This window comes from Williamsia muralis (genome assembly GCF_002735905.1).
Lineage (GTDB): Bacteria > Actinomycetota > Actinomycetes > Mycobacteriales > Mycobacteriaceae > Williamsia > Williamsia muralis_A.
On record NZ_PEBD01000010.1, the window covers coordinates 1,506,669 to 1,531,748 of the forward strand.

24 protein-coding genes are annotated in these 25,080 nt (G+C 65.7%); 21 read left to right on the top strand and 3 right to left on the bottom strand.

Annotated elements, in window-relative coordinates; genetic code table 11:
- Window positions 1-32: 32 nt before the first annotated feature.
- Genes CSW57_RS20610 through CSW57_RS20620 form a run of 3 tightly spaced genes read right to left on the bottom strand, consistent with a single transcriptional unit; the run spans window position 33 to window position 3,051 of the window.
- On the bottom strand, window positions 33-875 hold the full coding sequence (locus CSW57_RS20610) for a carotenoid biosynthesis protein (RefSeq protein ID WP_223249367.1): 843 nt from the start codon (window positions 873-875) through the stop codon (window positions 33-35).
- Complete coding sequence (locus CSW57_RS20615; protein WP_099384666.1) at window positions 866-2,461, bottom strand: phytoene desaturase family protein; 1,596 nt, start codon at window positions 2,459-2,461, stop codon at window positions 866-868. Before CSW57_RS20615 ends, CSW57_RS20610 begins: the two co-directional genes overlap by 10 nt.
- Window positions 2,462-2,469: 8 nt before the next feature.
- A complete protein-coding gene (locus tag CSW57_RS20620; RefSeq protein WP_189339339.1) occupies window positions 2,470-3,051 on the bottom strand; it encodes a GNAT family N-acetyltransferase in 582 nt (193 codons plus the stop codon).
- A 133-nt stretch (window positions 3,052-3,184) separates the two neighbouring features.
- On the opposite strand from CSW57_RS20620, the gene CSW57_RS20625 reads away from it, so the two are divergent.
- From CSW57_RS20625 to CSW57_RS20725, 21 genes are all read left to right on the top strand, one after another.
- On the top strand, window positions 3,185-3,739 hold the full coding sequence (locus CSW57_RS20625; RefSeq protein ID WP_223249368.1) for an SAV_6107 family HEPN domain-containing protein: 555 nt from the start codon (window positions 3,185-3,187) through the stop codon (window positions 3,737-3,739).
- 172 nt (window positions 3,740-3,911) lie between these two features.
- A complete protein-coding gene (locus tag CSW57_RS20630; protein ID WP_099384669.1) occupies window positions 3,912-4,325 on the top strand; it encodes a DUF3040 domain-containing protein in 414 nt (137 codons plus the stop codon).
- A 380-nt stretch (window positions 4,326-4,705) separates the two neighbouring features.
- Entirely contained in the window at window positions 4,706-5,137 is a 432-nt protein-coding gene (gene mraZ, locus CSW57_RS20635; protein WP_023953698.1) for a division/cell wall cluster transcriptional repressor MraZ, read from the top strand.
- Window positions 5,138-5,385: 248 nt separating this feature from the next.
- Window positions 5,386-6,330 (top strand): 16S rRNA (cytosine(1402)-N(4))-methyltransferase RsmH, encoded by a 945-nt coding sequence (gene rsmH, locus CSW57_RS20640; protein WP_370624012.1) that lies wholly within the window; start codon window positions 5,386-5,388, stop codon window positions 6,328-6,330.
- Window positions 6,327-7,184: a hypothetical protein gene (locus tag CSW57_RS20645; RefSeq protein WP_099384324.1), complete on the top strand. Its 858-nt coding sequence runs from the start codon at window positions 6,327-6,329 to the stop codon at window positions 7,182-7,184. Before rsmH ends, CSW57_RS20645 begins: the two co-directional genes overlap by 4 nt.
- An 83-nt stretch (window positions 7,185-7,267) precedes the next feature.
- Window positions 7,268-9,280 (top strand): peptidoglycan D,D-transpeptidase FtsI family protein, encoded by a 2,013-nt coding sequence (locus CSW57_RS20650; protein WP_099384325.1) that lies wholly within the window; start codon window positions 7,268-7,270, stop codon window positions 9,278-9,280.
- 23 nt (window positions 9,281-9,303) lie between these two features.
- Entirely contained in the window at window positions 9,304-10,908 is a 1,605-nt protein-coding gene (locus CSW57_RS20655) for a UDP-N-acetylmuramoyl-L-alanyl-D-glutamate--2,6-diaminopimelate ligase (RefSeq protein WP_099384326.1), read from the top strand.
- The gene (locus CSW57_RS20660; protein ID WP_099384327.1) at window positions 10,905-11,363 is read left to right on the top strand and encodes a UDP-N-acetylmuramoyl-tripeptide--D-alanyl-D-alanine ligase; all 459 of its coding nucleotides are present in this window, start codon (window positions 10,905-10,907) and stop codon (window positions 11,361-11,363) included. The genes CSW57_RS20655 and CSW57_RS20660 overlap by 4 nt, the downstream gene beginning before the upstream one ends.
- Before the next feature lie 32 nt (window positions 11,364-11,395).
- The gene (gene mraY, locus CSW57_RS20665) at window positions 11,396-12,484 is read left to right on the top strand and encodes a phospho-N-acetylmuramoyl-pentapeptide-transferase (protein ID WP_023961086.1); all 1,089 of its coding nucleotides are present in this window, start codon (window positions 11,396-11,398) and stop codon (window positions 12,482-12,484) included.
- Window positions 12,481-13,962: a UDP-N-acetylmuramoyl-L-alanine--D-glutamate ligase gene (murD, locus tag CSW57_RS20670; RefSeq protein ID WP_099384328.1), complete on the top strand. Its 1,482-nt coding sequence runs from the start codon at window positions 12,481-12,483 to the stop codon at window positions 13,960-13,962. The genes mraY and murD overlap by 4 nt, the downstream gene beginning before the upstream one ends.
- Window positions 13,962-15,863, top strand: a complete 1,902-nt coding sequence (gene ftsW, locus CSW57_RS20675) for a putative lipid II flippase FtsW (RefSeq protein WP_099384329.1) — start codon at window positions 13,962-13,964, stop codon at window positions 15,861-15,863. The genes murD and ftsW overlap by 1 nt, the downstream gene beginning before the upstream one ends.
- Window positions 15,864-15,892: 29 nt before the next feature.
- Window positions 15,893-17,017, top strand: a complete 1,125-nt coding sequence (gene murG, locus CSW57_RS20680) for an undecaprenyldiphospho-muramoylpentapeptide beta-N-acetylglucosaminyltransferase (RefSeq protein WP_099384671.1) — start codon at window positions 15,893-15,895, stop codon at window positions 17,015-17,017.
- The gene (murC, locus tag CSW57_RS20685) at window positions 17,014-18,534 is read left to right on the top strand and encodes a UDP-N-acetylmuramate--L-alanine ligase (RefSeq protein WP_099384330.1); all 1,521 of its coding nucleotides are present in this window, start codon (window positions 17,014-17,016) and stop codon (window positions 18,532-18,534) included. Before murG ends, murC begins: the two co-directional genes overlap by 4 nt.
- Window positions 18,531-19,460: a cell division protein FtsQ/DivIB gene (locus tag CSW57_RS20690; RefSeq protein ID WP_099384331.1), complete on the top strand. Its 930-nt coding sequence runs from the start codon at window positions 18,531-18,533 to the stop codon at window positions 19,458-19,460. The genes murC and CSW57_RS20690 overlap by 4 nt, the downstream gene beginning before the upstream one ends.
- 203 nt (window positions 19,461-19,663) lie before the next feature.
- Window positions 19,664-20,863: a cell division protein FtsZ gene (ftsZ, locus tag CSW57_RS20695; protein WP_099384332.1), complete on the top strand. Its 1,200-nt coding sequence runs from the start codon at window positions 19,664-19,666 to the stop codon at window positions 20,861-20,863.
- Between the two features lie 14 nt (window positions 20,864-20,877).
- Window positions 20,878-21,591, top strand: a complete 714-nt coding sequence (gene pgeF, locus CSW57_RS20700) for a peptidoglycan editing factor PgeF (RefSeq protein WP_051721856.1) — start codon at window positions 20,878-20,880, stop codon at window positions 21,589-21,591.
- The gene (locus CSW57_RS20705) at window positions 21,584-22,339 is read left to right on the top strand and encodes a YggS family pyridoxal phosphate-dependent enzyme (protein ID WP_223249369.1); all 756 of its coding nucleotides are present in this window, start codon (window positions 21,584-21,586) and stop codon (window positions 22,337-22,339) included. The genes pgeF and CSW57_RS20705 overlap by 8 nt, the downstream gene beginning before the upstream one ends.
- Window positions 22,340-22,436: 97 nt before the next feature.
- Window positions 22,437-23,162: a cell division protein SepF gene (locus CSW57_RS20710; RefSeq protein WP_099384333.1), complete on the top strand. Its 726-nt coding sequence runs from the start codon at window positions 22,437-22,439 to the stop codon at window positions 23,160-23,162.
- Window positions 23,163-23,228: 66 nt separating this feature from the next.
- Window positions 23,229-23,510: a YggT family protein gene (locus CSW57_RS20715; RefSeq protein ID WP_023961068.1), complete on the top strand. Its 282-nt coding sequence runs from the start codon at window positions 23,229-23,231 to the stop codon at window positions 23,508-23,510.
- A gap of 337 nt (window positions 23,511-23,847) precedes the next feature.
- Window positions 23,848-24,672, top strand: a complete 825-nt coding sequence (gene wag31, locus CSW57_RS20720; RefSeq protein ID WP_023961064.1) for a DivIVA-like cell division protein Wag31 — start codon at window positions 23,848-23,850, stop codon at window positions 24,670-24,672.
- Window positions 24,673-24,692: 20 nt separating this feature from the next.
- Entirely contained in the window at window positions 24,693-25,067 is a 375-nt protein-coding gene (locus CSW57_RS20725; protein WP_099384334.1) for a hypothetical protein, read from the top strand.
- Window positions 25,068-25,080: the final 13 nt, after the last annotated feature.

A 25,080-nucleotide genomic window follows, 5' to 3' on the forward strand; every position in this document is an offset into this window, starting at 1 on the left:
AGTGCATCCGGGCACCGGTGCGCCATTTGCACTCACAGCGTGTCCCGCGAACGGTTTCGCGTCCGCCGCCACAGTGCCGACCCGGCAGGCACACCGAGTACTCCCATCACTGCCAATCCGTAGGGCACCGCAGGTGGCAGGTCCGGATCATCGAGGAACACCAGAAAGGCCAGGGCCGAACCGAGCCAGGTCCAACAGAACCAGCCGACCGGGGTGATGGGGGCCGGCGGCGTGGTGTCGACGGGTTCGCGATCGAGTGTGGCGAGCAGTACGAACATCAGCGCAGCCACGCCCGCCCAACCCGCATAGTTGGTCAGTGGGATCTGGTCGACTCCGGGTAGCCCGCTGTCGCGGTCATCCCACGTCCACAGGCCGGCACTGACCATCTGAGGGTCCAGATAGAGGTCCCAGCCCACCATCCCGACGGTCGCGAGTGGAATCCGCAACGCCGGGTTCGAGGTCACCAGCGAGCTGACCCACCACATGCAGTAGCCCCCGGCCGTCCAGGCCAGGCCGATGACAATCGGTACGTCGAGAACGGATGGGCCGATGCGCCCGGTTGCGTACTCGTACGCCCCGAACGGGAAAGATGTTGCGGTGCCGATGATCTCGGCAGTCCAGCCGACACCGGCGGTGGCCGCGAACACACCCACGGTGCGCAGAGCGCCCAGCCGGGCTGCCGAATGGGCGATCATGGCTGCCGCGGAGGCCAGCACCACCACCACGGTCGCGCGGTCGCGGCCGACGCCCTCCACCAGGGGGTAGACGATCTGGGCGGCTATGGATGTTGCCAGCAATGCGGTGGACAGCCACAGCAGTGCTGCGCCCGGAGTCGACGCCCGCGCCGGGGTGTCGTCGCCGGATGTCATCCCCATCGGCCGCGAGTGATCCTCGCGAGGGGCGACCGTCGATCGACGAGTACGGCAGATGCCGCGATCCTGCCGCTTGCGCCGCAGACGCCGCCGCCGGGGTGGGTCGAGGCGCCTGCAAGGAAGAGCCCGGCCGCACCGGGTACCCGGTGACGGGCCAATTCGGGATGGGGGCGCCAGATCATCATCTGGTCGAGCGACATCTCGACGTGCATGATGTTGCCGCCGGTCAAACCGAGCTCGGACTCGAGATCTGCGGGTGTCTGGACATGGACGTGCTCGATGGAGTCGGTGAAACCCGGTGCGTGGCGTTCCAATTCGGCGATGATCGCGTCAGAGGCCTCGCCGGCGTGGTCGGTCCAGCTGCGCCCACCCGACAACCGGTAGGGGTGCCACTGTGCCCAGAGGCTGGTCATGTGGCGTCCCGGCGGTGCCAGCGTCGGATCGATCGCGGAGTAACTCATCGCGATGAGGGCCGGGCGCGTGGGTAGATCGCCGGCGGAGGCGTCTGCGTACGCCCGCGCGAGATGCCCCCGGTCGGTGACCAGCAGACCGAGTGCCGCGTGTACGTCGGTGTCCGCAGGCAGGCCCGGGTAGGTCGGTACGTCCGTACCGCCGAGCCGCACCGCCATCCCGATGCCGTTGCCGATCCGGATCTGCGATCGCCAGCGGTCGAGTGCCGTGCGATCGAAACCGCCGGCCCGCAACAAACCCAATGTGGTGAGTACGTGGCAGGCGCTCACCACGGTTCTGGTGCGGTGCTCGCCGCCGTCGGCGCTGCGGACCAGCCAGCCGTCGCCGCGGGGCTCCAGAGCCGTTGCGGCAGCGGACAGGAGCACCTGGCCGCCGTCGGCGTCGAGTTTGCGCAGTAGCGACTCGCTCAGTGCTCCGCTGCCGCCGATGGCCCGGCCGGGCGGAATGGTGTGCATCGCAGCGCAGAAGCCGACCATCGGTGCACTTCCGGGCTCGTTCATCGGAGGCCCGGATTGTGCCCCGAACCAAGCCAGCGCAGCCTTGAGGTGCTCGGACTCGAACCAGTTGTCCAGCAACGCATTCCCAGACATCAGGAATTCCTGGGACAGGCCGATGCCGGCTGTTCCGCCTCCGCCCGGTATCCGGCCGGTCAGTCCCCAGAAGGCCCGGCCCAGGGCCATCGGCGAAGGCGAGGAGGTGAACGCCGACATCATCGCGTCCGACCTGGGCCCCCACACGGCCACGAAGCGTCGGTAGGCATCGGCGTCAGCCGCACCGCACGCCGCCTCGATCGACGCACACGTCCGGTCGAGACTCTGGTGGAAGACGATCGGCGGCCCATCCGCGGTCCCGGGGGAGAACGCCCACGGATCGCAGTCGACGTAGCGCAGTCCGTGGTCGGCCAAACCCAGCTCGTCGATGATCGGTGTGTGGCGGATCATCAGGTGTGCCGACGACCCGCGGTCGACCTTGTAGCCGGGGAATCGCTCCACGGTGGACACCGCACCCCCGGGCACACTGTCGCGTTCGAGCACCACGACCCGTTGTCCGGCCGCGGCAAGGTAGCACGCCGCGATCAATCCGTTGTGCCCCGCGCCGATGACGACAGTGTCGATCATGCCGGCGGTCATCGGCCGAGGGGGAGGGTTCGGCCGAGGACCGCAAACGGCCTGGGATCTCCCGAAAAGGTGAAGCTGCGCAACACGTCCACGAACCCGAGCCGTCGGTAGAGCCGCCACGCGCGGTTGTTCTCCTCGGTCACCTCCGGGGTGGACAGCAAAACCTGAGGTTCCGGCCGGTCGGACAGGAGTCGGGACAACATGGCTTCTCCCAGCTGCCGCCCTTGGGCAGACGGATGGACGTGCAATTCGGTCAGTTCGAAATAGTCGCCGGTGATCGCTTCGATCCGTTCTGGACTGCAACCGGCCCGAGCCAGCCCCGAACGTACCTGCTGGTTCCACCATTGGTCTCGTGCACCGCGGTAGCCGTACGCGATGCCGACCAGCCTGTCGCGGGCTCCGGCACGGTCGGGCGAGTCGACGGCAGCGACCGCTTTCCACCCGGGCCGGTGCACGTGGTCTTCCCACAGCGGAGAACGCTGCATCTCGGTGCCGGGGGGATAGTTCATCGCTGTGACGTACACCGTCAGGGCGTCGGGGAGCCACGTCCGAGCATCTTGGGCCGCGAGGTCCACGAGCCGGATGGCCACTGAAGTTTCCGCCTTCTTCGCTTGAGGGTTCACACCGTCGTAGGTATATTGAATATGTCGAACGGGTGTTCGAGGCTTCAACCTCCGCAAAGGCTACGCCGCATCGTTGCCCGCACGACGTGAGGACGGTCCGATGGTCGACGAGGGAAGCGTGGGCCATCGGACCGAACCCTCCACAGTTCACCTCCGGGAGAAGGGAGTAGAGCAGATGTCGCCGACAAACACCCAGCGTTCACGTGGCACAGCTCGCAACCGGACGTCCGAAGCCTCGAGGCTCGAGCCGTCGCAGATCATCGCGGCACGCGATCTCCTGGAGCGCGCCGAGGTTCGGCTGCGCGAGTCCGACATCGTCGCAGATCCCACCGACGGGTTCAGTGCCCTCTATCAAGCCGCTCTTCGGGGCGCCGGCGCCGCGCTTGCGGTGGCCGAACGGCCCACCCGTCGTCGCGGCTCACGCAGCGCCTGGTCCCGTCTGCCGCATGCCCTCCCGGAAATGACCGGTTGGGCAACCTACTTCGCGGGACTGTCGCGGCTACGCGCTGACGCCGAAGCCGGCATCCGGGCCGTCGATCCAGCCCAGATCGACGAGTTGCGCGCCCGTGTCGACGAGTTCCTCCACGTTGTCGAGATGGAAATCGTGCGTCGCGAGCAAGGAAAGCCGTCAAATTTTCCGGCCGGAGCGGCTTGATGTCGCAAATTTCGGCCGTTCAGAGCCTTCTTCACCAACTCGTGCCAGGGAATGGTGGTCGAGAATCCCAACACCTCGTATCATTTCAGGTGAGCCCACCACAGTGGACTCGGGCAACCGGAATCTGCCTCCCCGTGAGCCCTACCGAAACCATGTGCTGAAGGAGGGGCGGGTGCCACTCTCAGAGCACGAGCAGCGCATGCTCGAACAGATCGAAAACGCTCTGTACGCCGAAGACCCGAAGTTTGCTTCGAACGTACGGTCGCGTCGCTTCGGCGGTTCCACTGCTCGGCGTCGTCTACAGGCCTCTGTGTTGTTCCTCGTGGGCTTGTTCCTGCTGATCGGCGGAGTTGTCGTCGAGGTTCGACTCGGCGGCTTCCCCATCATCAGTCTGATCGGCTTCCTCGTGATGTTCGGTGCCGGACTGCTGGCTCTGTGGGGATCGCGTGCCGGATCAACTCCGACTCGTGATGCTGCTTCGGGACCCCAGTCGCCACGTGGTGGCTCGTCCGGACGGGAGCAACGGGGGAGGAAGTTCTCCGAGCGGATGGAAGAGCGTTTCAATCGTCGGTTCGAAGAGGAGTAGGCCGCAAGCCCCTCGGTAGACCTCAAAACCGCGTATCGCATCAGCGATACGCGGTTTTTGTTTGTCTTAAAGGGCTGAACGCCCACTCTCCACCCCATTCCCCACTTTCTCCCACCGTGGCCGACTTTTCCTGCAGTTGTGACTGGAGGGGCGCCTGTGTCGCGCTTTCGAGCTGGTCAACGGGCTCTGACACGCCGTGAGAGGTTTCGCCCCCCACCGTCGATTTGGTTTTCACCTGCACGTTTGGGTGAGCAGTCGGGCTCGGCGCGGACTTTGGGGTGGAAAGTGGAGTGTTGTGGGGTACAGTGGTGATCGTTGGTGGGAGAGAACCGGACTTTCCCCACTGACCTCGGGCTGGAGGTGTCGACATGGCTGACGCTATGTTTCTCGGCACCTACACGCCCAAGCTCGATGACAAGGGGCGGCTCACGTTGCCCGCGAAGTTCCGAGACGTACTGGCAGGAGGCGTGATGATCACAAAAGGTCAAGACCGCAGCCTCGCCGTGTACCTGCGAGATGACTTCTACGAGTTGGCCAAACGAGTTCTGGCCGCCTCGAAGAACGATCCCGCTGCCCGGGCCTTCCAGCGGCAACTCAGTTCGGCGACCGATGAGCAGCGCCCCGACGGGCAGGGCCGGATAACCCTGTCGGTCGACCACCGCAGATATGCGGGGTTGGCCAAAGAGTGTGTGGTGATCGGCAACATGAGCCACTTGGAGATCTGGGACGCGCAGACCTGGCGCGATTACCAGGACGAGCACGAGGAGAACTATTCGAGCGTTGGGTTCGACGCTCTGGACACGGTTCTGTAGGCCGGGACCAGAAGAGAACTCACGTGGGTGCATCGAGGCCTCTGCCCGATCCGACCCTGACGCACTTCCCCAGCGCCAGGTTCGCCGATCGGGCAGGGACCAGGATCCACCCGCCACTCGAGCTTCGGCTCTACGCGGAGTTCGGCATTCCATCGACGCCGCGGTGCCGGTCCTTCCGGTACCCACACCGCACGAAGGGCAGCAGTACCGTGGATCACGTCGAGGGCCGATTCGGGCATGTCCCGGTGATGGCGACGCGAATGGTCGAACTCCTCACTCCCGCACTCACCCGTCATCACGATGACGGCACAGGCGCGACCTATCTGGACGGCACCCTCGGGGCCGGCGGCCACACCGAACTCGTGGCCGAGACCTTCCCCGGTGTCGCGATCATCGGTATCGATCGTGACGAGAATGCTCTCGAACTCGCCCGCGACAGATTGTCGGCGTTCGGTGACCGCATCACTTTCGTTCACGAGCGCTACGACGCCGTGGCCGAAGCGCTCCGGCAGGCGGGTGTCGAATGGTACGACGCGGGATTGTTCGATCTCGGTGTCTCCTCCATGCAGCTCGATCAACCCGAACGTGGGTTTGCCTACTCGGTTGACGCGCCCCTGGACATGCGGATGAACCCGTCCGACGACCTCACCGCCGCCGACGTGCTCAATACGTATTCACACGGGGAGATCGCGCGCATACTCTCCGAATTCGGCGATGAACGGTTCGCAGGCAAGATCGCTTCGGCCATCGTGCGCGAGCGTGAGACCGAGCCGTTCACGACGAGCGGACGGCTCGTCGAATTGCTGTACCGTGCCATCCCCGCAGCCACGCGTCGAACCGGTGGACATCCCGCCAAACGCACATTCCAGGCACTGCGGATCGAGGTCAACAGTGAATTGACGTCGCTACGCAACGCTCTGCCGGCCGCCTTGGACAACTTGGCCGTCGGGGGACGGCTGGCCATCATGTCTTACCAGTCACTCGAGGACAAGATCGTCAAACGCGAGTTCGTCGCCAGGACCACATCGACGTCGCCCCGTGGGCTGCCCGTCGACTTGCCCGGTACCGCACCCGAATTCGAGCTCATCACCCGCGGAGCTGAGCGTGCCTCGGACACCGAGATCGAACAGAATCCGCGCTCGGCCTCGGTGCGTGTACGTGCAGTCGAACGAATCGCCAGGAGGAATCCGTGACCGTAGTCGATGATCAGCCCGGTGCCCGGAGCCGTCGTACGGCCGAGCCCGATACCCGGCAGCGATCGGCGGCCGCGCAGAGGGCCCTCGAGCGTCGACGCAAACGCCTTGTGCGCGAGCCGAATGCGTCAGAGCGGTCGCGTGACCGACGCGATGCCCTGCGGGGGTCGGGTGAAACCGTTGCGAATGAACGAGATTCGAATGTCGTCGCTCGCCTTTTCACGTCGCCGATCAAGGCCGCACGGCGGATCCCCTTTGCGGTGGTGGTGGTGGGGTTGCTGTTGGCCGGTTTGGCCCTCACCTTGTGGCTGTCGACGAAATCGGCTCAGGACTCGTATCAACTCGGTGTGGCCAGGGAGCAGAACGAGCAGCTGTCGGACCGTCTCAACGCCCTCGTCAAGACCTACGAGTCAGGCGATTCCGCGCCCGAATTGTCCGACAAGGCAGGGCGTCTCGGGATGATCCCCGTCACAGACGTACCGCGCCTGGTCGTCGGCACCGACGGCAGATCGACGGTTGTCGGCGACATAACGCCTGCGGACGGTCCAAAAGCGCCCTCGCTCAACGACACTCCGCGTTCGACCTCCCCGGCGACTTCGGACCGATCGCCTGAGTCGCCTGCCCCGACTCCGGGCCAGCAGGGTACCCCGGTTCAACAGGGCACCCCGGTTCAACTGGGCGCTCCGGTCGAGCAGGGTGCCCCGGTGAACGGTGCGTCGCCGGAGGAGCCGACCGGCGGCCCGATACCGGCCCAGCCGCAGACTCCGGCAAATCCGGCCACCACGCCCGGATTCACCAATGTTCTTCCCCCAACCGGCGGCGCGCCGGGATCAAATTCGGGGCAAACCCGTTAGCGGAGCAGAGAATTGACAACCATGACGTGCTCCCGAGCGACGAACGCCACCGCCGACGGGCGTCGTGGCCCCGGGTGCCCGCGATGACGCGCCCCACACGCGATCACGATCGGCGCGCCCGTCAGCGGGCCACCGGCCGAGACCGCGCCGGGGCGGCCCGGCGGCCCCGGGGTCGGCAAGGCAAGAGTGGAACTGGTGCCCGCGAGGGCGACAATGTGGCGGCGGGTCGGTCGGCAGCAACTCGGACCGGCTTCCCGATCGGCGGTTCCCAGCATTCGAATCAACAGGCGCTTCGGGCCGGACGCCAGTTCCTGGTGCGGCATCGACTCGCCAGCCTGGTGATCGTCCTGATCGTGGCGGTGGTCGCGATCAAGATGGTGATGCTGCAGGTCGTGGATGCCTCGGGATTGTCTGCAGAGGCGGCGAGTCAGCGGGCGGTCACCGAGGTGCTCCCGGCCAAGCGTGGCGCGATCGAGGACCGCAACGGGAAGGCGATCGCGTACACCGATGACGCCCGTGCCCTGACCTTTCAGCCTGTGAAGGTCCGCAAAGAGATCGAAGAGACGAACAAGAAGAACCCCAGTCTGCCCGGTGTCGACGAACGCATCGACCAGATCGCGGCGGGCATCAGTGGGGAACTGGGTAGTGAGTACGACCAGGATTCGATCAAAGAGTTGTTGCGCAGCAACGAAACTTTCGTTTACCTCGCCCGGGCAATCAGCCCCGAGGCGGCAGGCAAGATCATCGACGAATTCCCGGAGGTGGGATCCGAGCGACAGGACGTGCGCCTCTACCCGGGTGGGTCACTGGCGGCGAACATCGTCGGCGACGTCGACTTCGACGGCAACGGACTGATCGGGCTCGAGTCGTCCATGGATGCGATCCTCTCGGGCACCGATGGATCGCGGACCTACGACCGCGGCTCCGATGGCGCAGTGATCCCCGGCAGCTCGAGGAACCTGCATCCTTCGGTCGACGGTGGCACCGTCGAACTCACCATCGACTCCGACATCCAGTGGTACGTCCAGAACGAGGTCGAGAAGGCCAAGAAACTGTCGAAGGCCAAGAACGCCTCGGCGGTGGTGCTCGACGCGAAGACGGGCGAGGTCCTCGCGATGGCGAACGACGGCACCTTCAACCCCGCCAAGCCGCTCGATGAGCAGGACAACGCGCAGCTGGGTGACCTGCCGATCACCTCGCCCTTCGAACCGGGGTCGGTGAACAAGATCATCACGGCGGCTGCTGCCATCGAATACGGGATCACCAACCCGACCGAGGTGCATCAGGTGCCGGGCAGTATCGACATGGCCGATGTCACGGTGAAGGACGCCTGGTCGCACGGTGTCGAGCCCTACACCACCACGGGAATCTTCGGTAAGTCGTCGAACGTCGGAACACTCATGCTCGCCGATGAGGTGGGTGAGGACCGATTCGCCGACATGGTCAAGCGTTTCGGCCTCGGTCAGCGATCAGACGTCGGGCTCCCCGCCGAAAGTGCCGGCGTGGTGCCGGCACGGTCCCAGTGGTCGGGAGGCACCTTCGCGAATCTGCCCATCGGACAAGGCCTCACGATGACCTTGCTGCAGATGACAGCGATGTACCAGGCGATCGCCAACGACGGTCTGCGCGTTCCGCCCCGCATCATCAAGTCGATCGAGGGGACAGGCCAGGACGGCCAGCTGCCGGCGCCCGAGGGTGTGCAGGTGGTGAGCCCGCAGACAGCTCGGACGGTGCGGGACATGTTCCGCGCGACCATCCAGAACGACCCGATGGGCGTTCAGATGGGTACGGGCGCCAAAGCCGAGGTCCCGGGCTATCAGATCAGCGGGAAGACGGGTACCGCCCAGCAGGTCGACCCCGATTGCGGTTGCTACTCGCAGTCGAGCTACAACATCACGTTTGCCGGGATAGCCCCGGCCGACAACCCCCGGTACGTGATCGGGATCATGCTCGACGCGCCCACCCGCAGCAGTGACGGCACCGGCGGTCAGAGTGCTGCTCCGCTCTTCCAGAGCATTGCGTCCTGGATGCTGCAGCGCGAGCAGGTGCCGATGTCGGCGCAGCCGACGCCGCCGCTGGTGCTGCGAGCCGAGTGACCCGCCGGCGGTATGTTGATCGAATGTCTTCTTCCGATGACTCGGTGTTGCGCCCTGCCGTGGTCGCCCCGACCGAAGTGTCGGTGCTGTCGGCTGCCTGCCACGCACGGATGGATCTGATCGGTTCGGTCGACGAACGCACGCCGGTCACCGGGGTCACCCTGCGTGCCCAGGATGTGCGTCGTGGAGATCTGTTCGCGGCGTTGCCCGGCAACCGTTTCCATGGCGCCCAGTTCGCCGCAGATGCACTGGCAGCCGGCGCCACCGCTGTGCTCACCGATCCGGCGGGCAGCGCGATCATCCAGGGTCTCGACGGCCCGCTGGACTGTGTTGTGCTGGTACACCCCGATCCGCGGCAGGTTCTCGGCGATCTGAGTTCCCGGATCTACGGGCAGCCGTCGCGGCGTCTGACCGTCATCGGGATCACCGGGACCTCCGGCAAGACCACCACCAGCTATCTGACAGAAGCAGCGTTGATGGCGTCCGGGCAGTCGGTGGGGCTGATCGGAACGGTCGAGACGAGAATCGCGGGCATTCGGCAGCCGAGCGCCCTGACGACCCCGGAAGCACCGGAACTGCAGGGCCTTCTCGCCGCGATGGTGGAGCAGGGGGTGGACTCGGTGGTGATGGAGGTGTCCAGCCACGCGCTGGCACTCGGCCGGGTCGACGGCTGTGCGTTTGCCGTAGGCGCGTTCACCAACTTGTCGCAGGATCATCTGGACTTCCATCCGACGATGCGTGACTACTTCAACGCGAAATCCCTGCTTTTCCAGCCTGATTCACCGGTACGCGCCCTGCGGTCGGTGGTGTGTGTCGACGACGAGTGGGGCAGGGAGATGGCCGGCGTTGCCGGGCCTGACGCGATCACCCTGTCGACCACCGGTGTCGCGGCCGACTGGCACGCGTCCGACTCGCAGGTCGCCGCCGACGGCAGCCAGAGCGTCACCGTCACCGGCCCGTCCGGCGACACCTATTCGATGACCGTTCCGATGCCTGGGCGCTACAACGTCGCCAACGCGTTGACCGCGCTGGCGATCTGCGACCACATCGGCATCTCGGTCCGGACGGTGATCGACGCGATCGCCGGAGTCGCGGTGCCCGGGCGGGTGGAGAAGGTGGATCGCGGCCAGGCTTTTCTGGCCGTGGTGGACTACGCCCACAAGCCCGCAGCGCTCGAGGCGGTGATCGCCACGTTGCGGAGCCAGATCGACGGGCGGCTGGCCGTTGTGGTCGGGGCAGGCGGTGACCGGGACACCGGGAAACGGCCGTTGATGGGCGCAGCTGCGGTTCGTGGCGCCGAACTCGTTGTCATCACGGACGACAATCCACGCACCGAACGTCCCGACGACATCCGCGCGCAGGTGCTGGCGGGGGCTCACGAAGTGGCAGAGGCCGAACGGCCGGCCGGCGCCGCGCCGGTGCGCGAGATAGGGGACCGGCGTGAGGCAATCCGCGCTGCGGTGGCCTGGGCGGAACCGGGCGACGTGGTTCTGATCGCGGGCAAAGGCCATGAGGCGGGGCAGGAGATCGATGGCGTCAAGTACCCGTTCGATGACCGGCAGGTGTTGGCCGAGGCCATCGACGACCTCGTCATCCGGCCGGATTCACCGCCGGGAGGTGGGTCATGACATCGGGTGCGTTTGACACCGCAAGCGTGCGGGCGGGGTTGCGACAGCTCGCCGATGCCGTACATGCAGCACCCGGTCGGCGCAGCTGGGCCGTGCTGGGCGAACTCGACAAACCCGCCGGGTTCGACCCCGACGATCGATCCGCGATGACGTCCTGGGTTGTCGCCCACGACGAATTGGGACGGCTGGCCGTGCGTCTGGACATCGGTCAGATCATCTGTGTGGGGACATCCCGGGCCATGCACGGCCTGCACCAGGGTGCGGTCATGGAAGGATCGTGGGGCTCTGAAGCGGTCCTGGTGTCGGCAACGGAGCAGGCGATGGAGATACTGGACGCTCAACTCGGCGAGCACGACGTGGTGCTGGTGATGGGTGGACGCGAGTTGGGGCTGGTCGAGGCGTTGGACGAGCACGTCCCGGCCGACAAACTCCTGATGCGACAAGGGTCCGAATAACTGATGGCATTTGAACAGGTGAGGACTTATAGGTGAGGCAGATCCTGATTGCGGGCGTGATCTCGCTGGCTGTGGCGATTCTGCTGACGCCGGTGCTGATCAAGGTCTTCTCGAGGCAGGGATTCGGCCAGGAGATCCGGGTCGAGGGCCCCAAGAGTCATCAGACCAAACGCGGTACGCCCTCGATGGGCGGCGTCGCCATTGTCGCGGCACTCTGGGCGGGCTACTGGGGCGCGCATCTCGTCGGTCTCCTGACCGATGGGAGCGGACCGACGGCCTCTGGTGTCCTCGTGCTGTCGCTCGCGACGACTTTGGCCATCGTCGGTTTCCTCGACGACTTCATCAAGATCCGTAAGCAACGCAACCTGGGCCTGAACAAGACGGCCAAATCGGTCGGCCAGCTGATCGCGGCCCTGCTCTTCGGCATCCTGGCACTGCAGTTTCGCAACGAGGCCGGCTACACGCCCGCCAGCACCCAGCTGTCGTATGTGCGTGACATCGACGCCATCACGATGAGTTCGGTGTTGTTTGTCGTCTTCTGCTGGCTGGTGGTGTCGGCGTGGTCGAACGCGGTGAACTTCACCGACGGTCTCGACGGTCTGGCCGCAGGATCGATGGCGATGGTCCTCGGCTCGTACGTGCTGGTCACGTTCTGGCAGTACCGAAATGCCTGCGTGGGTGGACCCAAGACGGCCGAACCCGGCTGCTATACGGTCCGCGACCCTCTGGACCTGGCGTTGATCGCGGTCGCCGGTGGCGGCGCGTGCCTCGGCTTTCTGTGGTGGAACGCCGCTCCGGCCAAGATATTCATGGGCGACACCGGATCGCTCGCGCTCGGAGGGATGCTGGCCGGGCTGTCCATCACCACGAGCACCGAACTGCTGATGGTTGTGGTGGGCGCACTGTTCGTCGCCGAGATCATCTCGGTTGTCATCCAGATCGCAGTGTTCCGGACCACCGGTAGACGAGTGTTCCGAATGGCGCCGTTCCACCACCACTTCGAACTGTCGGGGTGGGCGGAGACAACGGTCATCATCCGGTTCTGGTTGCTCACGGCCATCGCCTGTGCCTTGGGATTGTCGCTGTTCTACAGCGAGTTCCTGGCGGCCAGCGGAGGATGACCGTGCCCGTCTCCGGCACCGGCACGCCGTGGGGACAACGTGTCCTGGTGGCAGGCGCCGGCATTGCCGGCGCTTCCGCTGTCCGGTTCCTGCTCGGCCAGGGCACATCGGTGACGGTGTGCGACAACAACAGCAAGGCCACACGTCCACTCGTGGAGCTCGGAGCCGCAGCATCCACGGTGGACGAGATCCTCGCGCGGGACGCGTGGGTTGATGACTTCGATCTCGTGGTCACCTCTCCGGGCTTTCGTCCTGACAATCCGATGCTGGTCGCCGCGGCGGATGCCGGTCTACCCGTGTGGGGTGAGGTCGAACTGGCCTGGCACGTCGACCGGTCCGGCATCACCGGGCCGCCGCGGCAGTGGCTCGTGGTGACCGGGACCAACGGCAAGACCACCACCACAGGCATGGTCGAGGCCATCATGACCGCTGCGGGCGCGTCGGTGAGCGCGTGCGGCAACATCGGTCTGCCGGTGCTCGATGCCCTGGTGGCCGAGCCGCGATCGGACGTCCTGGCGGTCGAACTCTCGTCGTTCCAGCTGTACTGGGCGCCATCGGTGCAACCGACCGCAGGTGCCGTGCTCAACATCGCCGAAGATCACCTCGACTGGCACGGTTCCATGTCGGCTTACATCAAGGCGAAGTCGGTCGCGTTGTCCGGGCCGATTGCCGTTGTGGGGCTCGACGACCCGGTCGCCGGCATCCTTGCCGCAACAGCCGAAGGTGCTCGGACCGTGGGGTTCCGGCTCGGCACCCCGCACCCTGGCGAGCTCGGGGTCTCCAACGGACAACTCGTTGATCGGGTGGACTGGGACGAGAGCGGCGACAACTCTGTTGTCGCGTTGATCGCCTTGGACAAGGTCCGGCCGACCGGCCCGTCGGGACAGTTGAATGCGCTGGCAGCGGCAGCACTGTGCCGGGCTATCGGTGTCGGACCAGAGGCAGTGGAAGAGGGCCTCGAATCGTTCACCGTCGGCGGTCATCGCAGCACGCCGATTGCGGTCATCGACTCCACGACCTTCATCGACGATTCCAAGGCCACCAATCCTCACGCCGCGCTCGCGTCCATCAGGGGACATCGCCGTGTTGTGTGGCTGGCCGGAGGGCTCCTCAAGGGGGCTTCGGTGGACGACCTCGTCGTCGCGGTTCGCGATCGGCTCGCCGGGGTGGTGATCATCGGAGCCGATCGCGACATCATTGCCGACGCAATGACACGACACGCCCCTCTGGTACCAACAGTCACAGTAGTAACAGGGGAAGATGGGGCGGTGAACACTGCTGACCCCACTGCCGTCATGGCCAGGGCGGTGCGCGCCGCCTGGGAGATGTGCGTTGCCGACCCGGACACACCGGACGCGGTCCTGCTGGCTCCCGCCGCGGCCTCACTCGACATGTTCGCCGGTTACGGAGTCCGTGGTGATGCGTTTGCCGCCAGCGCTCGCGCCCTACCGGGTGCGCGTGTGTTGGGGGCATCCTGATGCCGCGCGGACTCGATCCCGAAGAACCCACAACAACCGGGCTTTCGCCCGACGATCAGGCTGCCGACGACTCGACGTTCGACGAGGCCGCCGATGCCGACGGCACGGAGTCGGATTCAGCGACCGGTGAGAAAGATTCTGCCGGAACGGATTCTGTCGCCGACGACAAGCCGGCGGCCGGTGCATCGACTACCCGCAGTCGTCCCGAACGCAGGGTCATCACGTTCGCCGAAGGCATCGGCAACGTCGTCACGGCGATCTCCGGAGTCTTGAGCCGCCCGCTCGCCTCGTTCCATCTCATTGTCACGCTGACCGTGCTGTTGACCTCGTTCGGTCTGGTGATGGTGTTGTCGGCTTCCTCGGTCGAGGGGTACTCGAAGACCGGATCGTCCTATGGGCTGTTCACCACGCAGCTGGTGTTCGCCGCGCTCGGTGTGGTGCTGTTCTACCTCGCCGTCCGGATGCCGATCAGGTTGATGCGCAGGTTGGCTGCGCCCGCCATGATCGTCGCGACGATCATGCTCATGCTCGTTCTGGTGCCGGGCATCGGCAGTCTGGTCCAGGGTTCGCGGCGGTGGTTCACCGTCGGTGGCTTGTCGGTCCAACCGTCGGAACTCGCCAAAGTCGCCCTGTGTGTATGGGGCGCTCACCTGTTGGCGTCGCGTCGGCGTGACAACGCATCGCTTCGCGAATTGCTGGTCCCGCTGATTCCGGTCTCCTTCTTGGTCTGCGTGCTCATCATCCTCGAGCCGAACCTGAGTACCACCATCACCATCGCGGTCATCGTCGGTGCGCTGCTGTGGTTTGCCGGCCTGCCGGTGAAGGTGTTCTTGTCATTTGCCGCCACCGGTGTGCTCGCGGCCGGTGTCCTGGCGATGACCGCCGGATACCGAAGTGAACGCGTGCAGAGCTTCCTCGGACACATCGACGACCCGCAGGGCGCGGGATATCAAGCGCGACAGGCAGGTTACGCCCTCGCCAACGGAGGTGTCTTCGGTGAAGGACTCGGCCAGAGTCGCGCCAAATGGAACTACCTCCCGAACGCCCACAACGACTTCATCTTCGCGATCATCGGTGAAGAGCTCGGACTCATCGGCGGCGTTGTCGTCCTGCTCCTGTTCGGACTTCTCGCGTACGTGGGTCTGCGCATCGCCTCACGCTCGGTGGACCCGTTCCTGCGGCTGCTGACAGCAACAATCACCGTGCTGGTCACTGCCCAGGCTTTGATCAACATCGGTTACGTTGTCGGTCTCCTGCCGGTCACAGGTATCCAGCTGCCCCTGTTGTCGGCCGGTGGCACGTCCACTTTCACCACGTTGGTGATGTTCGGCCTGCTCGCGAACGCAGCACGACACGAACCCGAGGCGGTTGCCGCGTTGGCTGCCGGGGGAGATGGTCGTTTCGGTCGGATGTTGCGACTGCCCAATCCGGTCCCGTACTCGCAAACGCGCGCCGAGGTGCTCCGCGAACGACTCGATCGTCGCAGGGGGAAGCAGGATTCACGCCCGGCCGCCCGCGCCCGTAGGGCCGCGGTCGCCGAACCCGCTCGGCGTCGGACCCGTGGTACGCAGCCGCCACGCAGTTACCCGCCACCACAGCGGGCCGGGCGCGGGCGTGGGGTCCCGAGGCAGCAGGACTGGGGATATGGCGGTACCGCCAGCCCACCGCAGACACGGGCTCGGCCCCTGCGCAAGCCTGCAGATGCCTCGGCCGCCAGCCCACCGCAGACACGGGCCCGACCCCTGCGCAAGCCTGCAGATGCCTCGGCCGCCAGCCCACCGCAGACACGGGCTCGGCCCCTGCGCAAGAATGACCCGTATGCCCGACAGCGTCAGCAACAAGATCCTCGCCGTGGGAGCACCCCGGCACCGCGTTACCGGGATCCGGAACGGTGGCGGTGACCGGACCCGCATCTGCGGCGGTACCCGAAGTGAGTGAGTCGACCCGTCCGTTGTCGATCGTGGTCGCAGGCGGTGGGACCGCCGGACACATCGAGCCGGCGATGGCTGTCGCCGATGCCGTGCGCGACCTCGATCCGGGTATCGAGGTCACAGCGCTCGGCACCGCTCGCGGTCTGGAGACCACCCTGGTCCCGGAGCGCGGCTACCGGCTCGAACTGATCCCGCCCGTCCCGCTGCCCCGCAAGCCCAACGCCGATCTGGCCAGGCTGCCGCTACGGCTTCGCGCTTCGGTGGCGGCCACCCGTCGAGTTCTCGACGAGGTGAACGCCGATGTGGTGATCGGATTCGGCGGATACGTGGCGCTACCGGCCTATATCGCTGCCCGGATGCGCCCGCGTTCGCGGCGGGTGCCGGTGGTCATCCACGAGGCCAATGCACGTGCAGGCGTGGCCAACAAGGTCGGCGCTCGGCTGGCACAGCGGGTGCTCGCCGCCGTGCCCGGCTCGGGTCTGGATGCGGAAGTCGTCGGCATTCCGGTACGGGCATCCATCTCGGACCTGGACCGCGCAGGTCTTCGTGCGCAGGCCCGTGAGTTCTTCGGACTCGACCCCGATGCACCGACCCTGTTGGTGTTCGGGGGATCGCAGGGCGCCCTGAGTTTGAACACTGCGGTGCGGGGCGCCGCTGAGGTGTTGGCGGACAACAAGATCGGTGTGTTGCACGCTTACGGCAAGAAGAACACGCTCGAACCGTTCGAGGCCGAGTGTCCCTATGTGGCGCTGCCGTACATCTCGCGGATGGATCTGGCCTACGCCGCCGCAGACCTGGCGATCTGTCGATCGGGAGCGATGACGGTTGCCGAGGTGTCGGCCACCGGACTCCCCGCGGTCTACGTGCCCCTGCCACATGGCAATGGGGAGCAGCGGTTGAACGCAGCACCGCTGGTGTCGGCCGGTGGCGGGATCTTGGTCGACGACGCCGATCTCACGCCTGACTACGTGGCCCGCACCATTCCACCCCTGCTGACCGATCCCGGCCGGCTGGCCGCGATGTCGAAGGCTGCGGCCGGCGCAGGAGCTCGGGGTGCTGCCCAGGCCGTGGCTAGGGCCGGCATCGAGCTCGCACAGGCGCATCGCTCCGGGGGGTCGACATGAATGAGACCTCGACCACCGATGTCGAGCAAGCTCTGCCACCGCAACTCTCACGTGTGCACATGGTCGGTATCGGTGGGGCCGGAATGTCCGGGTTGGCACGCATCCTGCTGGCGCGCGGGGGACAGGTGTCGGGTAGTGATGCCAAGGATTCACGCGCCGTCATCGATCTCCGGACTCGCGGCGCCAAGATACAGATCGGTCACGACCGCTCGGCACTCGAATTGCTCGAGGGTGGGCCCACCGTGGTCGTCACGACCTTCGCGGCGATCCCGAAGACGAATCCCGAACTCGTCGCCGCGCGTGAACTGGATATCCCGGTGCTGCTGCGGCCGGCGGTGTTGGCGACGCTCATGGAAGGTCATCGCAACCTGCTCATCGCGGGCACCCACGGAAAGACGTCCACCACTTCGATGGCCGTGGTCGCGTTGCAGCACTGCGGCTTCGAGCCGTCGTTCGCCGTCGGAGGCGAGCTGAACGAGTCCGGTACCAACGCTTATCACGGCTCCGGCGACGTGTTCGTCGCCGAAGCCGACGAGAGCGACGGCTCGCTGCTCCAGTACAGCCCGGACGTCGCGGTCGTGACCAACGTTGAGTCCGACCACCTCGATTTCTTCGGGACCACCGAGGCCTACGTGCAGGTGTTCGATGACTTCGCCGACCGGATCAACCCCGGTGGCGCTTTGATCGTGTGCCTGGACGATCCCGGCTCGGCTGCGCTGGCCGGCAGGGTGGCTGCGCGGATGGCCGAGCGTGGGGTGTCCGTGCTCGGATACGGCGAAGGTACCCAGGCGCACCTGGCCGGTGGTGTGGGACTCACCGTCCAGTTGCTCGATTGGCAGAGCCGGGCCAGCGGTGGCATCGCGAAGGTGCGGTTCACCGATGTCGACGGCGATGTACAGGAGCGGTCCATCATCCTGACCGTTCCCGGCAAACACATGGCGCTCAATGCAATTGCCGCGATGATCGCGGGTGTGTGCCTGGGGGCGCCGGTCTCGGGCGTCATCGAGGGTGTCGAGGGTTTCGCCGGAGTACACCGTCGTTTCCAGCTCCGTGGCCGAGTCGGACGCATACGCGTCTTCGACGACTACGCCCATCACCCCACCGAAGTGCGCGCTGTGCTCACCGCGGCCCGGGACATGGTGGACGCAGACGGCGGCCGCGTGGTGGCGATATTCCAGCCGCACCTGTATTCGCGCACCGAAACCTTTGCCCGTGAGTTCGCCGAGGCGCTGAGTCTGGCCGACCAGGTGATCGTGCTCGACGTCTACGGTGCTCGGGAGGAACCGATCCCGGGCGTCTCGGGTCTGACCATCGCCGACCAGATCACCAAACCCGTTGCCTTTCAGCCCGATGTCTCGGCGCTGCCCGGTCAGGTTGCCGACATGGCTGCTCCCGACGATGTGATCCTGACCATCGGCGCCGGCGATGTGACGATGCAGGCCGCCGAGATCGTGGAGGCTCTGCGTGATCGGGGGCATCACAGAGCTGATGGCGGGACGCCGAAAGGTGGCCGATGAGCGAGCGGCGCCGGCCCCACCGGGGCAGCGGCAGACGCGGCGATCATCGAGATGCCAAGGGATCGGGCGGCGTTCCGGTGGACCCGAAGGGCCAGTCGCACCCTGACGAACTGACCGAGCCCGACGATCTCACGGACCTGGCCGACGTGACAGTCGACGGTGGAACCGACCGCGAACCCGACGAGCCGGCCGACCGCGACGAACCCGGTTCGGTCGAGCGGAAGCCTCGCCGAGGAGCCGGAGCCTCCCGTCGCGCACGGGGCGTCAGTGGTCTGCGACTACTGCTGCTCACAGTGGGCGCCATCGTCGTGGTGATCGCACTGACGGCAGTGGCCTACTTCTCTCCTCTGATGTCGGTTCGAACCATAGAGGTGACGGGTAACTCGATTGTGCAGTCTCCGGAGATCGTTGCCGCAGCAGCACTTTCGAAGGGCGAGCCGCTGATGCAGGTGGACACCGCAGCTGCGGCCCAAAGGGTGTCGATGATCCCGCGCGTGGCCACGGTGCGGGTCAAGCGCGAGTATCCGTCGACCATCACCGTCTCCGTGGTCGAACGCCAGCCGGTGGTCTTCACCGAGCGAGACGGCAAGCGATACCTGATGGACAAGTTGGGCTTCGAGTTCGCGCAACAGGATCCACCGCCGGGCCTGGCCGAACTGGTCACGTCGAATCCCGGTTCCGGAGATCCTTCGACCCGCGCGGCGCTCAGTGTGATGACCGGGGTCCCCGCCTACGTGGCCGACCAGGTCGCCCGTATCGAGGTCACTTCGCCGGTGAACATCGTGCTGCAGCTCAAGGACAATCGCACCGTGGTGTGGGGCGACGACGAACGCAACGGTGAAAAGGCGGAGACACTCCGGCACGTTCTGGGGCAGGAAGGCACCGAGTACAACGTGTCGAGCCCACAGAATCCGACCTTCAAGTAGATTTCGAGCCCGATTTCTTCGGTTCTTGGCGACACGCCGCAGCGCTTGCTGGCTCCGCAGTCCGATGGTGCCTAGCGTTTCCCCCAGCACGTGACTACTTGACATAACTCTAAGCCTGTGGTTTAGGTTGAGGGTTTTGGTCCCGGTGGGTGCGAGCAGTAGAGCCAGATGGTTCGGATCGAAACAAAAGGAAGGCGAGCGCTATGACGCCCCCGCACAACTACCTTGCCGTGATCAAGGTCGTCGGTATTGGCGGCGGCGGAGTCAATGCCGTCAACCGCATGATCGAACAAGGCCTCAAGGGGGTCGAGTTCATCGCGATAAACACCGACGCACAGGCCCTGCTGATGAGCGACGCCGACGTCAAACTCGACGTCGGCCGCGACTCGACGCGTGGCCTCGGCGCCGGCGCCGATCCGGAGGTGGGACGCCGCGCCGCCGAAGATGCCAAGGATGAGATCGAGGAACTGATCAAGGGCGCCGACATGGTGTTCGTCACCGCGGGTGAGGGTGGCGGTACCGGAACCGGTGGCGCTCCTGTCGTCGCGAGCATCGCGCGCAAACTGGGTGCACTCACGGTCGGTGTCGTGACCCGCCCGTTCTCCTTCGAGGGAAAGCGCCGTGGTGGCCAGGCAGAGGTCGGTATCGCCGCACTGCGTGAATCATGCGACACCCTCATCGTGATCCCCAACGACCGGCTGCTCCAGATGGGTGATGCCGCAGTCAGTTTGATGGATGCCTTCCGCAGCGCCGACGAGGTTCTCCTCAACGGTGTGCAGGGCATCACCGATCTGATCACCACGCCGGGTCTGATCAACGTCGACTTCGCCGACGTCAAAGGTGTGATGAGCAATGCAGGCAGTGCCCTGATGGGCATCGGTTCGGCGCGGGGCGAGTCGCGGGCGACGAAGGCCGCCGAGTCGGCGATCAACTCCCCGCTGCTCGAGGCCTCCATGGAAGGTGCTCACGGCGTGCTGATCTCGATCGCCGGCGGAAGCGATCTCGGCCTGTTCGAGATCAATGAGGCAGCGACGCTGGTGCAGGAAGCCGCACACATCGACGCGAACATCATCTTCGGCACGGTCATCGACGACAACCTCGGCGACGAGGTGCGGGTGACGGTGATCGCCGCCGGCTTCGACAGTGGTTCGCCCGCACGCAAACCGGTCGAATCTGCTGCGACCGCTGCCGCACGTACGAGTGGCTCGGTCGGTTCGGCACGTGCCGGGTCGGTGTCGGCAGGTGGCAACACCACCGAACGGCGTGACCCGCTGTTCGCGCAGGTGCCCGCCGGTGACCCGTTCACCGACGACCGCTCGTCGCGCAACGGCTCGTCGCGTCCGGCTCACGGTCTCGACGAGGCCGACGACGAGGTGGATGTCCCACCGTTCATGAAGCGCTGAGCCCCGCAGTGGGGATACGGATCAGGCGGGTTGTCACCGCCCGGTCCGGTGGTGTCTCCACCGGTCCGTACGCGTCGTTCAATCTCGGTGACCACGTGGGCGACGATCCGGATGCGGTGCGCCGCAATCGGCTTCGCCTCGCCGAGAAGATTGGCGTGGACCCGGCACGCATGGTGTGGATGGAGCAGATCCACAGCCGCAACGTGACTCGGGTAGACGAGCCGGTGACGGGCGCAGTGCCTGCCACCGATGCGTTGATCACCACCACGCCCGACCTCGCGTTGGCCGTCCTCAGTGCTGATTGCGTGCCGGTGATGCTCAGTGACGAGACGGCGGGTGTGATCGCCGCGGTGCACGCCGGCCGGGTCGGAGCGCGCATCGGGATCATTCCCCGCACGCTCGAGGCCATGGAGGAAGCCGGCGCCAAGGTGAGCCGGATCGGTGCGTTCCTCGGCCCCGCCGCCAGCGGTCGTCAGTACGAGGTGCCCGCGCAGATGCAGGCAGATGTCGAAAAGCACCTCCCCGGCAGCGCCACCCGCACCGCCAAGGGGACTCCCGGACTGGACCTGCGTGCCGGGATTCGCCGTCAGCTCCTGTCCTCGGGCGTCTCGGCGGTGGCCGAGGACCCGCGGTGCACCATCGAAGACCCGGCGCTGTTCAGTCATCGCCGCGACAATCCCACCGGCCGGCTGGCCTGTGTGATCTGGATGGACAGTGGCAGTGCCTGATCAGGAGCCGGTGTCCCCTGCACGGGCGTCGCAACTGGCGGCCAATCTGGCCGGCGTCCGCCTGCGGGTGGACGAGGCGTGTGTCGCGGCCGGTCGTTCTCCCGCCGATGTCGCACTGCTGCCGGTGACGAAGTTCTTCCCTGCAGCGGACGTGCTGGCGCTGATCGAGGCCGGTGCCAGCGAGTTCGGTGAGTCCCGTGAACCCGAGGCCGGCCGGAAGGCCCAAGATGTGCGGACCGCCACCGGCCGCACGGACCTGCGCTTCCACATGATCGGTCAACTGCAGCGCAACAAGGCCAAGTCCGTTGCGCGCTGGGCTGATCGAGTGCATTCGGTGGACAGCCTGAAGTTGGCGCAAACCCTCGACCGCGCCACCGGCGTCGCCCTCGACAATGGTGACCGCGCTGCCGCGTTGGAGGTGCTGATTCAGGTCGGCCTCGACGATGACGAGGCGAAAGGCCGTGGGGGAGTAGCGGAAAGCGACCTCGCCGAGCTGGCCGAGTCGATCGCCGAACTACCCAACCTGGTGCTGTGCGGGCTGATGGTCATCGCTCCGCTGCACGGTTCGGCGGACCGATGGATGGCGGCGTCAGCAACCATCCATCACGATTTCGTGGCGCAGCACCCCGAGGCGCGGGAGCTGTCCGCCGGTATGTCGGGGGACCTGGAGATCGCAGTGCAACACGGATCAACCTGCGTGCGTGTCGGTACCGCGATCATGGGGGACAGGCCGCTAATCTCGCCATAACGGTTAGTCACATCAGTAACAGCGACAACATGACTAACAGTGGCAACAGGACTGCAGGAGTTGTCGAGTACCGGCCGCGGCTGAAAGAGGAATTGCGATGAGCACCATCCACAAGTTCAAGGCGTACTTCGGCATGGTCCCTCCCGGTGACTACGAAGACGACTACCTTGACGATCCCGCTCCGGCGCGGTCGCGCCGCTACGAGCGCGACTACCGTGACGAGGCAGACTTCCGCGAGAGCGATTACCGCGCCGAGTATCGCGACGACGTGGACGACCGCGACTACCGCGAAGCTGACTTCCGGGACGGTGAATACGAGCGCGTTCCCGAGTACGCCTACGCCGGCTCCCGGCGCCCGCAGTTCGAATCGATCGACCGTTACGCGGCTGCCCCCGCGCCGGCACGGATGACGGGCCGCCTCGAACCGCTCGCCACACGCACGGTCGGCACCCGGCCCTCCGCGGTCGGTGGCCCCTCCACCCGCGGCGCCCTCGCCATCGACCCGCGCGCAGAACTCGACCGGGTCTTCGAAGAAGGCAACCCGCTCGGCAAGATCACCACTCTGCGGCCCAGCAGCTACGCCGAGGCACGCACGATCGGCGAGCGGTTCCGCGACGGTAGCCCTGTGATCATGGATCTCGTGGAGATGAGCAACGCCGACGCCAAGCGCCTCGTCGACTTCGCCGCCGGCCTCGCGTTCGCGTTGCACGGCTCGTTCGACAAGGTGGCCACCAAGGTGTTTCTGCTGGCTCCTGCCGACATCGACGTCTCGCCCGAGGATCGCAAGAGGATCGCCGAAACCGGTTTCTACAACCACCAGTAGGTCGGCCGACGGGCCCGCCGGCCTGTCGTTTTCACATCCGGGACCGAAATCGGGCAGAGTTGTGGCGTGACGATCGCACGCGAAATTATTTACTACCTCCTTTTCATCTACTGGCTGCTTCTGCTCGGTCGGTTGGTGATCGAATTGGTGCGAACCTTCGCCCGAGAGTGGCGACCCACCGGAGCCTCGGTGGTGGTCATCGAAACTGTCTTCACCACGACAGACCCACCCATCAAGGCCCTTCGCCGAATCCTGCCGCCGATCCCGCTCGGACCCGTTCGCCTGGACCTCTCGCTGATGATCACGATGATCGTTGTTCTCATCGCGATGTCGTTGGTCGCCGCTTAGTCGGATTCGACTGCGGGTCGTACCCCCGGATGGCAAGCGGGGGCATTAGTATCGAGTAGGTTGATAACGAACGGGTCACAAACTCGGGACGCGCCGAAGTAAATAGTGCGTTTTGACACCCGTTTGATTTCGACATAGCAACCAAAGGGTGCGACGAACGGTTCTAGTGTGACAGGATGGACGCCAGTTACAGGCTAGATGTCGATCGTGAATAATATGGCTGACTGATCCATGATCTGGGTCGCGTCAGAAGTGAATTCATGGGCGGTGACTACGCCAGCCAGCACCTCCAGACAAGCAGACCAATGTTCGATACAAGGTATAAGGGGACCGACCAATGCGGCTGACACCAGCTGATGTGCACAACGTCGCGTTCAGCAAACCGCCGATCGGTAAGCGCGGCTACAACGAGGACGAAGTCGATCAGTTCCTCGACTTCGTAGAAGCTGAACTGGCGCGTCTGATCGAAGAGAACTCCGACTTGAAGCAGCGCGTCGAGGAGCTCGAAGGCGAGGTGGACCAGGCCAAGAAGGCTGCGCCCGCGCAAGAGCCCGCGACACAGACCTTCGCCAAGCAGCAGCCCCCCGCTCCTGAGCCGGTGGCGCAGCAGCAGCCACAGCAGTCCTCCAACGAGGACCAGAGCATCCGGGCAGCCCGCGTGCTGGGCCTGGCCCAGGAGACCGCGGATCGTCTGACCAACAACGCGCGCAGCGAATCCGAGGCCATGGTTGCCGACGCACGCGCACGTGCCGATGCTCTCGTCGGCGACGCCCGCTCGAAGTCCGAGGCGATGCTGAGCGATGCCCGTCAGCGCTCCGAGGCGATTCTGGCCGACGCGCAGTCGCGCGCCGAGACCCAGACCCGGCAGGCGCAGGAGAAGGCCGACGCTCTGCAGGCCGACGCCGAGCGCAAGCACACCGAGATCATGGGCACGATCAACCAGCAGCGCTCGGTGCTCGAGGGTCGAATCGAACAGCTCAAGACGTTCGAGCGTGAGTACCGCACGCGGCTCAAGACGTACCTCGAATCCCAGCTCGAAGAGTTGCAGCAGCGTGGAAGCGCCGCACCGGTGGACAACGCACGTGGTGGCGACGCTTTCTCGTCCGATCCCGGCAATGGTGGTTTCACCAACTCCGGCGGATTCAGCAAGCCGAACAACTGATTCTCGTCGGGGTCTGATCCGTGCTGGTGCTGGCGCTGGGCGCCACCCTGGTGGGATTCGTCCTGTTGGTGGCGGCGCTGATCAGCGGGGTCCTCTGGCTCGCGGTCGCGTGCATCGTGGTGTGCGTGATCGGAGTCGGATTCCTGCTGGCTGACCTGATCGGGCTCGGCCGCCGGTCGAACTCTGATGAGGCCGACCACGACGCCCGGCCAGAATCGGGCGCGGACGACCAGGCAAGTCCCGGGTCCGCCGATAAGGTGCGAGACCAGAGCGGGCATCAGCAGGACTCGGATGCACAGGGTCACTCGGATGTGCCGGGTCACTCGGATGTACAGGGTCACCGTTACGACGATGACCCGCCCACCGAGGAAATACATCTCGACAAGCCGCGTTAGACTTGTCATCAGC

Excerpts from the sequence above, each read along its gene's own strand:
- CSW57_RS20610 (WP_223249367.1), bottom strand. The coding sequence starts at position 875 with ATGGGGATGACATCCGGCGACGACACCCCGGCGCGGGCGTCGACTCCG.
- CSW57_RS20615 (WP_099384666.1), bottom strand. The coding sequence starts at position 2,461 with ATGATCGACACTGTCGTCATCGGCGCGGGGCACAACGGATTGATCGCG.
- CSW57_RS20625 (WP_223249368.1), top strand. The coding sequence starts at position 3,185 with ATGGTCGACGAGGGAAGCGTGGGCCATCGGACCGAACCCTCCACAGTT.
- mraZ (WP_023953698.1), top strand. The coding sequence starts at position 4,706 with ATGTTTCTCGGCACCTACACGCCCAAGCTCGATGACAAGGGGCGGCTC.
- rsmH (WP_370624012.1), top strand. The coding sequence starts at position 5,386 with ATGGCGACGCGAATGGTCGAACTCCTCACTCCCGCACTCACCCGTCAT.
- CSW57_RS20650 (WP_099384325.1), top strand. The coding sequence starts at position 7,268 with ATGACGCGCCCCACACGCGATCACGATCGGCGCGCCCGTCAGCGGGCC.
- CSW57_RS20655 (WP_099384326.1), top strand. The coding sequence starts at position 9,304 with ATGTCTTCTTCCGATGACTCGGTGTTGCGCCCTGCCGTGGTCGCCCCG.
- CSW57_RS20660 (WP_099384327.1), top strand. The coding sequence starts at position 10,905 with ATGACATCGGGTGCGTTTGACACCGCAAGCGTGCGGGCGGGGTTGCGA.
- murD (WP_099384328.1), top strand. The coding sequence starts at position 12,481 with ATGACCGTGCCCGTCTCCGGCACCGGCACGCCGTGGGGACAACGTGTC.
- ftsW (WP_099384329.1), top strand. The coding sequence starts at position 13,962 with ATGCCGCGCGGACTCGATCCCGAAGAACCCACAACAACCGGGCTTTCG.
- murC (WP_099384330.1), top strand. The coding sequence starts at position 17,014 with ATGAATGAGACCTCGACCACCGATGTCGAGCAAGCTCTGCCACCGCAA.
- CSW57_RS20690 (WP_099384331.1), top strand. The coding sequence starts at position 18,531 with ATGAGCGAGCGGCGCCGGCCCCACCGGGGCAGCGGCAGACGCGGCGAT.
- ftsZ (WP_099384332.1), top strand. The coding sequence starts at position 19,664 with ATGACGCCCCCGCACAACTACCTTGCCGTGATCAAGGTCGTCGGTATT.
- CSW57_RS20710 (WP_099384333.1), top strand. The coding sequence starts at position 22,437 with ATGAGCACCATCCACAAGTTCAAGGCGTACTTCGGCATGGTCCCTCCC.
- wag31 (WP_023961064.1), top strand. The coding sequence starts at position 23,848 with ATGCGGCTGACACCAGCTGATGTGCACAACGTCGCGTTCAGCAAACCG.